The sequence below is a fragment of the Bradyrhizobium sp. SPXBL-04 genome (assembly GCF_051853035.1).
GTDB classification, from domain to species: Bacteria; Pseudomonadota; Alphaproteobacteria; order Rhizobiales; family Xanthobacteraceae; genus Bradyrhizobium; species Bradyrhizobium zhanjiangense.
On sequence record NZ_CP182472.1, the window covers coordinates 3,385,430 to 3,399,184 of the forward strand.

At 64.4% G+C, this 13,755-nt stretch carries 12 protein-coding genes; 2 read left to right on the forward strand and 10 right to left on the reverse strand.

Annotation, left to right across the window (positions count from 1 at the left end; translation table 11 throughout):
- Window positions 1–34 precede the first annotated feature (34 nt).
- From ACNJX8_RS15775 to ACNJX8_RS15810, 8 genes are all read right to left on the reverse strand, one after another.
- Window positions 35–319 (reverse strand): type II toxin-antitoxin system RelE/ParE family toxin, encoded by a 285-nt coding sequence (locus tag ACNJX8_RS15775; protein WP_245474148.1) that lies wholly within the window; start codon window positions 317–319, stop codon window positions 35–37.
- Entirely contained in the window at window positions 316–543 is a 228-nt protein-coding gene (locus ACNJX8_RS15780; RefSeq protein WP_128932911.1) for a hypothetical protein, read from the reverse strand. The genes ACNJX8_RS15775 and ACNJX8_RS15780 overlap by 4 nt, the downstream gene beginning before the upstream one ends.
- 114 nt (window positions 544–657) lie before the next feature.
- Window positions 658–1,275 carry a 30S ribosomal protein S4 gene (gene rpsD / locus ACNJX8_RS15785; protein WP_128932912.1) on the reverse strand — a complete coding sequence of 206 codons (618 nt, stop codon included), beginning with the start codon at window positions 1,273–1,275 and terminating at the stop codon, window positions 658–660.
- Between the two features lie 199 nt (window positions 1,276–1,474).
- The gene (locus tag ACNJX8_RS15790) at window positions 1,475–2,242 is read right to left on the reverse strand and encodes an acyltransferase (RefSeq protein WP_439361309.1); all 768 of its coding nucleotides are present in this window, start codon (window positions 2,240–2,242) and stop codon (window positions 1,475–1,477) included.
- Between the two features lie 305 nt (window positions 2,243–2,547).
- A complete protein-coding gene (locus tag ACNJX8_RS15795; protein WP_439361310.1) occupies window positions 2,548–3,321 on the reverse strand; it encodes an HpcH/HpaI aldolase family protein in 774 nt (257 codons plus the stop codon).
- A 61-nt stretch (window positions 3,322–3,382) separates the two neighbouring features.
- Complete coding sequence (murI, locus tag ACNJX8_RS15800) at window positions 3,383–4,180, reverse strand: glutamate racemase (protein ID WP_439361311.1); 798 nt, start codon at window positions 4,178–4,180, stop codon at window positions 3,383–3,385.
- Between the two features lie 187 nt (window positions 4,181–4,367).
- Window positions 4,368–5,174 carry a Crp/Fnr family transcriptional regulator gene (locus ACNJX8_RS15805; protein WP_370988907.1) on the reverse strand — a complete coding sequence of 269 codons (807 nt, stop codon included), beginning with the start codon at window positions 5,172–5,174 and terminating at the stop codon, window positions 4,368–4,370.
- 238 nt (window positions 5,175–5,412) lie between these two features.
- A complete protein-coding gene (locus ACNJX8_RS15810; RefSeq protein WP_439361312.1) occupies window positions 5,413–6,486 on the reverse strand; it encodes a SecDF P1 head subdomain-containing protein in 1,074 nt (357 codons plus the stop codon).
- A gap of 251 nt (window positions 6,487–6,737) precedes the next feature.
- Between ACNJX8_RS15810 and ACNJX8_RS15815 the strand changes: the two genes are divergently transcribed.
- Complete coding sequence (locus ACNJX8_RS15815; protein WP_439361313.1) at window positions 6,738–8,645, forward strand: acyl-CoA synthetase; 1,908 nt, start codon at window positions 6,738–6,740, stop codon at window positions 8,643–8,645.
- A 205-nt stretch (window positions 8,646–8,850) separates the two neighbouring features.
- The gene (locus ACNJX8_RS15820) at window positions 8,851–10,653 is read left to right on the forward strand and encodes a caspase family protein (RefSeq protein ID WP_439361314.1); all 1,803 of its coding nucleotides are present in this window, start codon (window positions 8,851–8,853) and stop codon (window positions 10,651–10,653) included.
- A 115-nt stretch (window positions 10,654–10,768) separates the two neighbouring features.
- Here ACNJX8_RS15820 and ACNJX8_RS15825 read toward each other — a convergent pair whose 3' ends face one another.
- Window positions 10,769–11,941, reverse strand: a complete 1,173-nt coding sequence (locus ACNJX8_RS15825) for a M20 aminoacylase family protein (RefSeq protein ID WP_439361315.1) — start codon at window positions 11,939–11,941, stop codon at window positions 10,769–10,771.
- 125 nt (window positions 11,942–12,066) lie between these two features.
- Entirely contained in the window at window positions 12,067–13,374 is a 1,308-nt protein-coding gene (gene purB / locus ACNJX8_RS15830; protein WP_439361316.1) for an adenylosuccinate lyase, read from the reverse strand.
- Window positions 13,375–13,755: the final 381 nt, after the last annotated feature.

Genomic DNA, 13,755 nt, shown 5'->3' on the forward strand with positions numbered 1-13,755 from the left:
ACTTGCTCCCTGAGGGATTGGCATTCGCTCGCGGTCAGCGAGTTCTAGATGGACGCCGGGCGGCGTGACGAAACCGCATAATAACGATTTCTGTCTCGGTCACACGATAATCGATCAGATAAGGATAAGGGTTGACCGGCACGCGACGGACGGATGCACGAGTGGTCTGGCGCCCTGCATAAGGATGGTCCTGAAGCAGCGCGATAAGCGCGACAATGCGGTCGCGGACGCGGCCTGCTCCCTGGGGCGAGCGCGCTTCGATATAGGTCAGGGCCACGTCGATCTGGGCAAGCGCTCGCTTCGTGTAACGGACCTTCACAGCCCGTGCTTGGCCCACATCACGCGAACTTCATCGGCGCTAGCCAGCTCACCGCGGGCGATTTCAGCTTCGGCCTCGGCGAGATCCGCCTCTTCCGCCGCCGTCAGCTGGATCGGAGGCTGATCGACTCCGGCGAGTTCAAGCAGCGCTCGCGCCAACTCATCCTGCTCTGAATCGGGCAGGCCGGAAACCTTGCTAAAGGCCTCTTCCAGAAGACGCGTCATGATCAACTCCGTTAGTGCAAGCATAGCACGGATAGGATGAGACAGGGGAGTGGCGGCCTGAAACGAAAAAGGCCCCGGAAACCGGGGCCTTTGAACGTCGATCTGCCGAAACGATCAGCGCGAATAGAATTCGACGACCAGATGCGGCTCCATCTGCACCGGGAACGGCACGTCGGAGAGGCCGGGGATGCGCGCATACTTCGCAATCATCTTGCCATGGTCGACTTCGAGATAGTCGGGAACATCGCGCTCGGGGAGCTGGCTGGCTTCGAGCACGTGAGCGAGTTGCTTGGAGGCTTCCTTGACCTCGATCACGTCGCCGACCTTGAGCTGGTAGCTCGAGATGTTGACCTTGCGGCCGTTGACCTTGACGTGGCCGTGGTTGATGAACTGACGCGCGGCGAAGATGGTGGAGACGAACTTGGCGCGGTACACGACCGCGTCGAGACGGCGCTCGAGCAGGCCGATCAGGTTCTCGCCGGTGTCACCCTTGAGGCGGCTCGCCTCGACATAGATGCCGTGGAACTGACGCTCGCTGATGTTGGCGTAATAGCCCTTCAGCTTCTGCTTGGCGCGCAGCTGCACGCCGAAATCGGAGAGCTTGCCCTTGCGGCGCTGGCCGTGCTGGCCGGGGCCGTATTCCCTGCGGTTCACGGGGCTCTTCGGGCGGCCCCAGATGTTCTGGCCCATACGGCGATCGATCTTGTACTTCGCCTCACTACGCTTAGTCATCGCGTCCTCTTCGGTTGCATGGTTTGAGGAAACGCGCCCTCCTGTGTGACGGGCTACGCCCGGCACCGACAGGTCCGATCCCCAAAGCTTAAGGGACGGGACCACGGGTCGCGAAACGCTTCGCGGGCCGAAATCGGCCCGCGAGCAGGCGGCTTTTAGGGGAGTTTGGGGTTCGCTGTCAATGCGAATGCCCCCGGAATCAGGTCCTTACTGCCCGGATGGGCTTGGCGCCGGCTGCCCGCAATTCGGCAGCGATTTCAGTGTTGAGGACCTGTTCCAGACGGGTCAGGACCCGGGCGATCGGGGCGGCATCCGTCACCCGGTGGTCCCAGCGGATCACGACATGGATGGTCTGGTCCGCCTCGACCACCCCATAGCTGATGACGAAGGGGCCCGGCGTGATGGGGTGGAGCTCGCCGCCGCCATAGGCGGCCACCGAGCTTACCGCGAAGCTGCCGAACCAGTTGCCGCGCTGCCGGCCGAAATTCAGCCCCACCGCCCAGGACAGGCGCCGCAGCGGCAGGGGCAGGCGGGTCGCCCGCATGATCTTGCGGAACATCGGGACGTCCTCGACCGGCGCCGTCTTGGCGCGCCGGATTTCGGCGTCGATCTGGCCCAATGGCAGGGCTTCCGGGGCCGATATCCGCTGCGGCAGCACGCATTCCTCGCCCCGTTCGACCCGGGCGATGGCGACCAGCGCCACGCTCTTCGGCAGCTCATAGAGCGACGGCCAGGGCCATTTGGCATAGACGGTCCGCAGGATCGGCTCGTCTTTGGCGACCAGGGCAAAGGCCTTGACGAACATCGCCGCCCAGCCGGCAGGCGCCATCGCGCCGGCGCGGGATTCGAGCAGGGGGCGAATATCAAGCGAACGGGAGAGCGAGACGAAGGGCACGCCCATCGAGGCGCGCATGAGGTCGCAAATCAGGCGGCGTCGCAGCGAGATGGTCTTGGGCGTCCCGCGCATTGGTCTCCGGTTCCCGCAGATTAAAATATGTGCAGCGAGCGGGTCATCCGCTCGCCGCGTGATCTAGCACGAACCAACCCGCTTGGGCTCGGTCGGTTCGTCGCATGAGGGGCGCCGGCGAGGCCAGCGGATTGGCTTTGTTGAAAACGTAAATTACTAGTATTTTCAGAGGCTTGCTGCCATATGTTTTGGCGTCGTGCACGGGCATCTGCCGGGACCCGGTAGGAATCGCCGGCCTTCAGATGCTTGTGGACCGCCGACTCCCTAGCAGCGCCCCGGTTCCGGCAAGGCCGAGATCGGCTTGTTCAGCGCCTGGTCCCTTCGAACGCCGCCATGATGCCACGCTGGAACAGCGACCAGTCGAAGCCGAGCGCGATCGCCCGGTAGCCACGGTCGATCAGGGCGTTGGCCTGGTCGGCGGTGCGCGCCACGCCGCCGATCGGCACGCCGCTTCTGAGGATGCCGGCTTCCGCGCGGGCGACCAGCTCAAGCAGCTCCGGATCGTCCATCTGACCACGCTTGTTGATGGAGGTGGCGAGATCGCCGGGGCCGATCACCGCGACGTCGATGCCCGGCGTTCCCATGATCTCGTCGATGCGATTGACGGCGTCGACATGCTCGATGGTGATCATGCAGATCATCTCGTCGTCGGCGCTGGCCATGTAGTCCGGCATCGACTGGCCCCAGCGGAACGGCGCGTGGAAGGGACCCCAGAGCCGATCGCCGCGCGGCGGATAGCGCACGCTGCGCACCGCTTTCTCGGCGTCGTCGCGGTTGGTGATCATCGGGAAATTGATGCCGAAGGCACCGATGTCCATCGGTGCTTTCGCAAGCCATGGCTCGTTCGCGGCGATCCGAACCAGTGGCGTGCATGGCGTGCCCGTGGTCGCGGCGATCATCGCATGTGCTTCGGTCAATCCAATCGGCCCATGTTCGAGATCGACGATGATCCAGTCGAGTGAGCGCGCCATGATCTGCACCATCTGCACGCTCGGGATCGTCGCGATCGCGCCGAAGGCGGGGCGCCCCTCGCGCCAGAGCTTGCGGAGACGGTTGAGTGGTGTGGAGGGGACCGACATGGGAAGGCCTGCGGCAAGGTGACGACGGCAAAGCCTAGCAGCGCGCCGTTGCCGCGCAAAGTCAGGCCAGGGCGCGGCCGCCGAAGAACGGTGTGAGCATCGCCGAAAGGCCATGCACGCGGTTCGAGGTGAAGATCATCTCGGCGCCGGACTGCACGATGCCGCCCATCCGCGGGCCAAGCAGATCCGAGACGCGGCGGGCGATCGCGGGCGCGGGGTCGATCCACTCGACCGGCCAGGGCGCCAGCCGTTTCAGCCGTTCGAGCAGCAGCGGATAATGCGTGCAGGCGAGCACCACCGTGTCGGTGCGCGATGTCGCATCCCCGGCGTCGCCGACGAAGCAGGGAGCGAGTTCGGCGAGGATGGCCTCGTCGCTGATCGCAGCGCCGCTGAGCTCGGCTTCAGCCAGCGAGGCAAGCTCGGGTGAGCCGACCAGAGTCACCTCGCATCCCTGCGCGAAGTCGCGGATCAGAGCTTTGGTATATTCCCGCTTCACCGTGCCCTTGGTGCCGAGCACCGAGACGCGGCGGGTCTTCGACTGCGCGCAGGCCGGCTTGATCGCCGGCACCGTGCCGACGAAGGGCACGGAATAAGCGGCGCGCAAGTGAGACAGGACCAGGGTGGATGCCGTGTTGCAGGCGATCACGACGAGGTCGGGATCATGCGTACCGATCAATTCACCCATCAACGGCACCACGCGGGCGATGATCTCGTCCTCGCCATGGTGGCCGTAGGGGAAGAAGGCGTCGTCGGCGACATAGACGTAATGCGCGTCCGGGCGTGCGGCGACGACCTCACGGAGCACCGTGAGTCCGCCAAGGCCGGAATCGAACACCAGGATGGTTGGGGAATTGGTCACGTCATTACCTTAAGGCGCCATGGTTACCATTCGGTTTTTAGGGCGGTTTTGCGGCGGGACCGCCCCAGCGCCAATCTGGAAGGGTCGAATGCGCTGCGGACGGGGACATATCCGCAAAATTGCGGGGAGCCATCGTGTCCTAGACGGGCCGCAACGCCTTTGGCGTTGCGGCGTAGAGCCGGGGCGGTCACGCGATCCTGTTCGTGGTGGCCGCCCGCTCCGTGGCGAGCTGCTTCTGCAGGCGATCGATGTTTTGCAAGAGGCGCTGGCTGGTCAGCACCAGGAAGTAATAACCGAACTGCGGATCCTGGAAATAAATCTCGAGCAGCCGGTCATAGGTGATCGTCAGCACCTGTCCGTCTTCGATGCACTCGATCGTTCCGGTGCGCCGGTTGTCTGGCGTGAGAAAGCCGAGCTCTCCCATGAGAGTTCCCGGCCCGATCTCGACATTGATCTCCTTGACCAGGAATTTTCCGGTGACCGTGAGGAGCATCTCATTGGCGGGGTCGCCCAGCCTGAACAGCGTGTCGCCATGGCGATATTTGCGCTCGGTCATGAACGGCTTGAGCCATTCGATCGACATGTCGCCTTCGGCCGCATGGCGCGCCTTCTTGACCAGCTTGAGCATCTGCCGCAGCCGCAGGGCGTTGATCGGCAGCAACAGAAGATACAGGAGGAACGTCGAGACGTTGGCGGAGAGCGCGCCGAAAACGGCGAACAACGCGCAGCCGATCATGTTGGCGACGCGCAGCGGCACCATCGTCCGCATCAAGAGGGTGGCGACGAAGAAGACGGCGCCGACCGCGGCGAACAGATTGGCCAACGTGATGTTGTGGACGAAGATCTCCAGCAGCCGGTTGAAGATCGCGTCGTAGGTGACGTTGTTTGGATCGAGGCCCATCTGGACCAGGATCTTCGCGATCCTGAGGTTGTCCGTTGCCGCATCGAGAATGCGGTCGAGGATCGAGGAAACGTCTGCGCTGCCGGACGGCATGGTACTAACCCCGCGTAAGGCCTTCAGTCCTGCTCGGTATTCGTATAGCCGAAATCGAATGACGGCCGCCTGAAATGAAGCCTTTGGCCATCATGCCGCAAGAGGCAAATTTTAGCTTGATCGGGCGTTTCGGCAATTGCCCCTTTGGTTGTGCGTCGGCCCGCAACGCGGCCGTGATTCGGGGCGACTTCAGCGTCGCGGATGGGCCCGACGCCGCGGGGACCACCCGATCTCCGCCTTAGGGCTTGGCGGCGGGTTGCACGACCTGCTCCTCGACGAGGCCAAGACGTCCGGGCAGCGAGCCTGCGCGCAGCAGCATGGCGACGCTGTTGGCCTCTTCCAGGGTGAAGTTGCCGGAGATCTGGCCTGAGCCGCCGGTGATGGGCTCGCGGATCACGGGAGCGGCGATCACCTTGTCGTCGAACACAATGGCAAAGGGCTTTCCGATGTTCTCTGCGGTGACGTGGGCGAAGCGCCGCGTGCCGCGGCCGTTGAAGCGGAACGAGGCGATCGGCTCCTTCGTGTCGCTCGTAAATCCGGGTCCCGCATAGCCGATGTCGTCGCCGTCGAGCGCGCTGTCCTTGGCAACGAGATAGGAAAGCTTGTCCTTGAAGCCGAGCAGGACTTCCGTGCCAGTGGGCGGCGTGCCGGATCGCGCCTGCTCCGGCGGCATCGAGAGATCGATCAGGCGGAAGCTGACCCGCACCTTCTTGGCGAAGATTGTGGTGATGCGCTCGGGCTCCATCGCGGCCGGCAGGAAGATGCGGATGCGGTCCGTTCCCTCGGGCTGGACGCTGGCGAGCGTGATGCCGGCGTCCTTAAGGCGCTGCTCGATCATAGCGATGGAATCTTCGACGAGATCGTGCAGCCGTGCGGCGGATGCCGCGTCGGTCGGCGCAAGCCTGATCAGTCCGTCGCCGGCGTCGGTCACAGTGAGCGCGTGCGTGGGCAATCCCTCCGCCGCCGAGGCCAGCTTGCGTGTGAGCTGTTCGCGACCTTTGGCGTCCGCAATCTTCACTTCGATGCCGCCGTCGCGGATCGCAAGGCCGGAGAAGGCGATCCGCCCCTCGCGCAGAATCTTGTAGGCGTCGTCGCGCAGATCCGTGACGACCGCCTCCCGTAAGCCATCGGTGTCCACCTCGTAGATGATGCGGGATCCGCCCAACTTCTCCATCTTGTCGGCGACGAAAGCCGCGACCTTGGCGCGCATCTTGTCGAATTGAGTGTCGGCCAACGCCACGCGAGGCAGCACGATCGCCATGGCGAGTCCGACGAGCAGGCTTGTGATGCGGTTCCGCAGATGCGTAGGCATGATCACCTCAAGTCTTGCGGCAGGACGCTGGCAGGGAGGCCGGCGCCAGTTTCTTGGTCCCCGGATCGGGTGCGGAGGTTCAATTTCGGTCTGGATCGAGGCGGAGCGCCGCGGCCGGTAGGCGATGGACGAACGCCAAATCATCCATCATTGTGTTCCCGCTCGACCGGCAAATCGGTCGAGGCCTCGCCGAACCAAAATGTCAAAAGACAGGGGGCGGGGACATGCAATCTGAGGGAGGACGGAATTCCATGGCGGGCATCCACGCGCTCGATCGGCTCATCGGCAAGGACTATCCGGATTTCTTGACGGACGCCGACGTCCGAGCCTTCGAGCAGATTCCTTATGCCGATCGCGTCGCGGCCGAGAGCACCTATGACGCGATCAGGCTGGGTGCAGCGCGCAACCCCGACGGCGCGGCGATCCAGTTCCTGCAAAACGCCGATCCCGCCGACACGCCGGTCGTGGTCACGTATCGCGATTTCATCGCGCGCGTCACGCAGGCCGCCAACATGTTTCACGCGTTGGGAGCGGAGAAGGGCGACGTCATCAGCTTCATGCTGCCGCTCGTGCCAGATGCCTTCGTGACGCTGTTCGGCGCCGAAGCCGCGGGCATCGCCAATCCCGTCAACCCGCTGCTCGAGCCGCACCAGATCGCGGAGATCCTGGAGGCCGCGAACACGAAAATCCTGGTGGCGCTTGGGCCGATGCCCGGCACCGACATCTGGCAGAAGGTCGAGCAGATCCGCCCGCAACTGAAGCATCTCAAGGCCATCGTGCAGGTGTTCGGCGGCGGCGATCCCGCCAACGGCATCTTCGCCTTCGGCGACCTGATCAAGCAGCAGCCGTCGGACCGGCTTGTCAGCGGGCGCAAGATTTCGGGTGCCGACATCGCCGCCTATTTCCACACCGGCGGCACCACCGGCACGCCGAAGCTGGTGCGGCACACGCATGCCAACCAGGTCTATCAGGCCTGGGCGCTCAATCTGCTGCTGAAGGCGAAGCCTGGCTCCAATCTGCTGTTCGGCATGCCGCTGTTTCACGTCGGTGGATCGTTGACGCAAGTGCTGCTGACGCTGTCGAGCGGCGGCTCGCTGGTCGTGCTGTCGCCGAGCGGCTGGCGCAATCCGAATGCGGTGAAGAACATCTGGCAGCTGGTCGAACGCTACAGGCCCGACGCGCTGTCGAGCGTGCCGACGGTGCTCGCCGCTACGCTGGCGGTGCCGCCAGGCAACGCCGACATCTCCAGCTTGAAATATGCCGCCGGCGGTGGCTCGGCGATTCCCGTCGCCGTGGGCTCGGCGATCCAGGACAAACTCAAGCTGCCGGTGATCGAGGTCTACGGCATGACCGAGACCTCGAGTGTGCACACCTTGGCCTATCCGTCGCGGCCGATCCGGCTCGGCTCGGTTGGCCTTCCCATGCCTTACGCGCGCGTGCGCATCGTGCAACTCGATGCCGATGGCCGCCTGATCCGCGATTGTGCGCCCGACGAGATCGGTGTCGTCATCATGGCCGGCCCCGGCGTGTTCGGCGGCTATCTCAACGACGAGCACAACAAGGGCGCGTTTGTCGACGAGGTCTGGGTCAATTCCGGCGATCTCGGCCGGCTCGATGCCGACGGCTATCTCTGGATCACCGGCCGCGCCAAGGATCTCGTGATCCGCGGCGGACACAACATCGATCCGGCGCCGATCGAGGAGATCATGTTCAGGCATCCCGCCGTCGGCTTCGCCGCCGTTGTCGGCCAGCCTGACGCCTATGCCGGCGAGCTGCCGGTGGGCTACGTGCAATTGAAGCCGGGCGCGAGCGTCGAGCCGGGCGAGCTCGAAACGTGGGTGCGCGAGCGCACGCCGGAGCGCGCCGCCGTGCCGGTGCAGGTGATTCCGATCAATCCGATGCCGGTGACGGGCGTCGGCAAGGTGTTCAAGCCGCAGCTGCGTTGGGACGCGGCGGAGCGCGTGTTCACCAAGGTGCTGGCGCCGATCGTCGCGCGCGGCATCGATTGCAAGGTGAAGGTCGGCGCGCATGGCAGCCACGGCTCGATCGCAACCGTGACGCTTGCGGGCCTGCCACCGGATCAGCGCGAGGTGGTCGCGAACGAGGTGCATGCGCTGCTTGCACCGTTCGTGATGCGCCACGAGGTGGTGCAGATGTAGCGACCCCGATAGACGGCTTCGGCGTCAGTCCGAAAGCAGGGCGACGCTGCGCCGCATTATCCATACCCCCATTAAGGCGTCTTATGTGACAGGCATCACATAGGAAAAATTGGCAATCAGCGATGCTTCCGAATAGTCTCGTGGAATTGCATCCGGGGGGACGCAAGTGATTCCGTTTCGGCTATTTGCTTTGTTGATATTTGCGATGGGCCTTACCTGCGGATCGGCGCATGCCGACCGGCGGGTGGCGCTCGTGATCGGCAATTCCGCCTACAAGAGCGCGCCGAAGCTCGGCAATCCCGTCAACGATGCCACCCTGGTCGGCGGCATGTTCAAGAAGGCCGGCTTCGATTCCGTGGACGTCAGGCTGGATCTCAGCGCCAGCGAGATGCGGCGCATGCTGCGCGAATTTGCCGGCAGGTCACGCGATGCCGACATGGCGGTGATCTATTACGCCGGTCACGGCATCGAGCTCGACGGCAACAACTATCTCATTCCGACCGATGCCACGCTGGAGACGGACGGCGACGTTCTCGACGAGACCATTCCGGTCGAGCGTGCGCTGTTCGCAGTCGAGCCGGCCAAGCAGCTGCGCCTGATCATTCTGGATGCGTGCCGCGACAATCCATTCGCGAAGACGATGAAGCGCACGTTGGCCTCGCGCGCGATCGGACGCGGCCTGGCCAAGGTCGAACCGACCAGCCCGAACACGATGATTGCCTTCGCGGCCAAGGCTGGGTCGACCGCGTCCGACGGCGATGCCAGAAACAGCCCCTTCGCCACGGCGCTGGTCGAGCACCTGCCGAAGCCGGGACTCGATCTGCGCAAGGCCTTCGGCTTCGTCCGCGACGACGTGCTCAAGGCGACCAGCTACAAGCAGGAGCCCTATGTTTACGGCTCGCTCGGCGGCGACGACGTGCCCCTTGTGGCGAAGCAAGCCGCGAGCGGTCCGCAGGCCAACCCGCAGGATGCCATTCGCAGGGATTACGAACTTGCGCTCCAGCTTGCCACGCGCGACGGCTGGGAAGCGTTTCTGGCGGCGTATCCGGACGGCTTCTACGCCAATCTGGCCAAGGGCCAGTTGAACAAGATCGCGGCCGAAGAGACGCGCGCTGCGGCGGAACAAAAGGCCAAGGCGGCCGAGCAGGAAAAGGCAAGGCTCATCGCCGAGCGCGCCCGGAAGGCCGAGCAGGAGAAGGCGGCCGCCGCGGCCAAAGCCGCCGAAGAGGCGCGCATCGCGGCGGAGAAGCAGAAGCAGATCGAGCAGGCGAGGGCCGAGGCGGCCGAGCAGCAGCGCAAGATTGCCGAGGCGGCAGCAGCGAAGGCCTTGGCCGAGAAGCAGGCGGCGGAGAAGGCTAAGGCCGAGCTCGCTGCCAAGCAGGCGGCAGAGAAAGCGGAGCAGGCCGCAAAGCCGGCTGCCGATCGGCAGATGCCCGAAGTCGACAACCAGAAAGTCGCTGCGCTCTCGCCGGCGCCGACGTCAACATTATCCGCGGCCGATCTGACAAAATCCGTGCAGAGCGAATTGCGCCGCGTCGGCTGTCTTACGTCGGCTGCGGAGGGCGACTGGACTTCCGCCGCGCAGCGCTCGCTGACGCTGTTCAACAAATATGCCGGCACCCAGTTCGACGTGAAGCTCGCCAGCGTCGACGCGCTCGATGCGCTGAAGGCGAAACCGGGACGGGTCTGCCCGCTGGTCTGCAATTTCGGCTTCAAGGCCGACGGCGATCAATGCGTGAAGATTACCTGCCGCGCCGGCTATCGCGTTGGCGATGACAACGAATGCGAGAAGGTGCCGGAGAAGAAGCCGGTCGCGACGCGCGAGGATTCGAGGAAACGGGACACCGATCGAAAGCAAACGGAGGCCGCGCCGTCGACCCCGCAAGCCTCGGGCCAGATGATCTGCAACAATGCCGGATGCAGACCGATTGCCAAGGGATGCCGGCTCGGAACGGCCAGTCATCCGTCTAATCCCGCCTACAAACTGCCCGCCGAAATCTGCAACTGATGACGAAGCTGGTAGTGTGGGAAAAGGCGCGAAGCGCCGTGCCCACCATTTCTGCGGAGACAGCGATAATGGGCACGCTTTTGCTTTGCCTATCCTGCTGATCGCGAATGCAGCGCTACCCCGCCGGCATCCGCGTCTCGATCAGGCGCACCCAGTACGATGCGCCGTGGCCCAAAATGTTGTCATTGAAGACGTAGGCCGGGTGGTGGCACTCGTTGCCGTCGCCCATGCCGACCAGGATCATCGCGCCGGGACGTGCTTCGAGCATGAAGGAGAAGTCCTCGGCGCCCATCATCGGAACGAACTTGTCGTTGACGCGATCAGTGCCGACGATGTCGCGCGCGACCTCGGCCGCGATGCCGGCCTCGCGCGCATGGTTCATCGTCACCGGATACATCCGCGTATATTTCGTCTCGGCCGAACCGCCATAGGCTCGGGCGACGCTGTCGGCGACTTCGCCGATGCGGCGCTCGACGAGATCGCGCACCTCAGGATCGAGCGTGCGCACGGTACCGGCGAGTTCGGCGATCTCGGGGATGATGTTGAAGGCGGTGCCGGAGTGGAATTGCGTGATCGAGATGACGGCGGACTTCAGCGGATCGACATTGCGCGCCACGATCGATTGCAGCGCGCCCACGATCTGCGAGCCGATCAGCACGCTGTCCACCGATTTGTGCGGGCCGGCGCCGGCGTGGCCGCCCTTGCCGTGGACCGTGATCTGAATGTTGTCGGAAGATGCGAGCATCGCGCCGGGAGTGGTTGCGAAATGGCCTTCGGGCAGGCCCGGCATGTTGTGCATGCCGTAGACCTCCTGGATGTTCCAGCGCGTCATCAGCCCGTCCTCGACCATGGCCTTGCCACCGCCGCCGCCTTCCTCGGCGGGCTGGAAGATCATGATCGCCGTACCGTCGAAATTGCGCGTCTCGGTGAGATATTTGGCCGCGCCGAGCAACATCGCGGTGTGGCCGTCATGGCCGCAGGCGTGCATCTTGCCGGGCACTTTTGAGGCGTAAGGTACGCCTGACGTCTCCATGATCGGCAGCGCGTCCATATCGGCGCGCAGGCCAATGGTCTTGCCGGAGGCGGACTTGCGGCCGCGGATCACGCCGACTACGCCGGTGCGGCCGATGCCCGTCACCACCTCGTCACAGCCGAACTCGCGCAGCTTGTCGGCGACGATGCCGGCGGTGCGGTGGACTTCGTAGAGCAGCTCGGGGTTCTCGTGGAAGTCATGGCGCCAGGCGGCCATTTCGTCGGAGAGGGCGGCAACGCGATTGACGATGGGCATGGAGGATCCGTTCTTGTTGTCGTTCGTAGTTCGAGGGTGGGTTAGCTCCGCGGACGCGAAAGAGGTGGGTTACGCCCAGCGGACTGCGCTTCGCGCAGGCCGCAAAGCTAACCCACCCTACGATCCTACGCTTCGCCGAACACGCGCTTGAAGATCGTATCAACGTGCTTGAGGTGATAGCCGAGATCGAACTGCTCCTCGATCTCGGCGTCGGTGAGATACTTCTTCACCTCGGCGTCCTCCTTCAGGAGCTGGAGGAAGTCGCCTTCGCCGCGCCAGACCGGCATGGCGTTGCGCTGCACGAGCTTGTAGGCGTCCTCGCGGCTGGCGCCCTTCTGGGTCAGCGCCAGCAGCACGCGCTGCGAATGCACGAGGCCGCCGAGGCGGTCGAGGTTCTTCTGCATGTTGGCGGGGTACACCAGCAGCTTGTCGATCAGGCCGGCGAGGCGCACCAGCGCGAAGTCGAGCGTCACGGTCGCGTCCGGGCCCATCATGCGCTCGGCCGAGGAGTGCGAAATGTCGCGCTCGTGCCAGAGCACGACGTTCTCCAGCGCCGGCGTCACATAGGCCCGCACCATGCGGGAGAGGCCGGTGAGGTTTTCCGAGAGCACCGGATTGCGCTTGTGCGGCATCGCCGAAGAGCCCTTCTGTCCCTCCGAAAAGAATTCTTCGGCCTCCAGCACCTCGGTGCGCTGCATGTGGCGGATCTCCACCGCGATGCGTTCGATCGAGGAGGCGATCACGCCGAGCGTCGAGAAATACATCGCGTGGCGATCGCGCGGGATCACCTGCGTCGAGATCGGCTCCGGCACGAGGCCCATGGCCTTGGCGACGTGCGCTTCGACGCGCGGGTCGATCTGCGCGAATGTGCCGACGGCGCCGGAGATGGCGCAGGTCGCGACCTCCTTGCGCGCCGCAATCAGACGCTCCTTGGCGCGCGAGAATTCGGCATAGGCATAGGCGAGCTTGAGGCCGAAGGTGACGGGCTCGGCATGGATGCCGTGGCTGCGGCCGATGGTTGGCGTCATCTTGTACTCGAAGGCGCGCTTCTTCAGGGCGGCCAGCACCTTGTCGAGGTCGGCGAGCAGCAGGTCGGCGGCGCGGGTGAGCTGGACGTTGAGGCAGGTGTCGAGCACGTCGGAGGAGGTCATGCCCTGGTGCACGAAACGTGCCTCGGGGCCGACGATCTCGGCGAGGTGGGTGAGGAAGGCGATGACGTCGTGCTTGGTCTCGCGCTCGATCTCGTCGATGCGGGCGACGTCGAACGTGGCGTCCTTGGCCTTGGCCCAGACGGTCTTGGCGGCCTCCTTGGGGATGGTGCCGAGCTCGGCGAGCGCGTCCGCCGCATGCGCCTCGATCTCGAACCAGATCTTGAACCGGGTCTGCGGCTCCCAGATCGAGGCCATTTCCGGGCGGGTATAGCGGGGGATCATCTGACGGCTCCAAGAGGTGGGCGGACACCCCTGGGGACGCTAGGGGCGTGGGCTCCGGCCAAAATGCTTTTTACGCCGCGATTTAGCAGAGCGGGGAGGGCGAAACAAACGATCCGGCTCAGGGAGCGGGGTACGGGGGCAACTATCCACCGGTCGGGCGGGGCGAGCCTGCGCCGGACCAAAAATTGGCTGTCAATCACGGATCATTGACTGACAGATATTGAAATCTGTCAGCGAGACGTGTATATCCGTAACCGGACGCTCCGATTGGGCGTCCCGCGACAAGCCTCGGGGAGCCCGACATCCGAATCAAGCTCGGATCGGAGGGCGGATTGAAGAACGGGGACCGCGGACGAATGGAGACTTAAGACAATGACGACC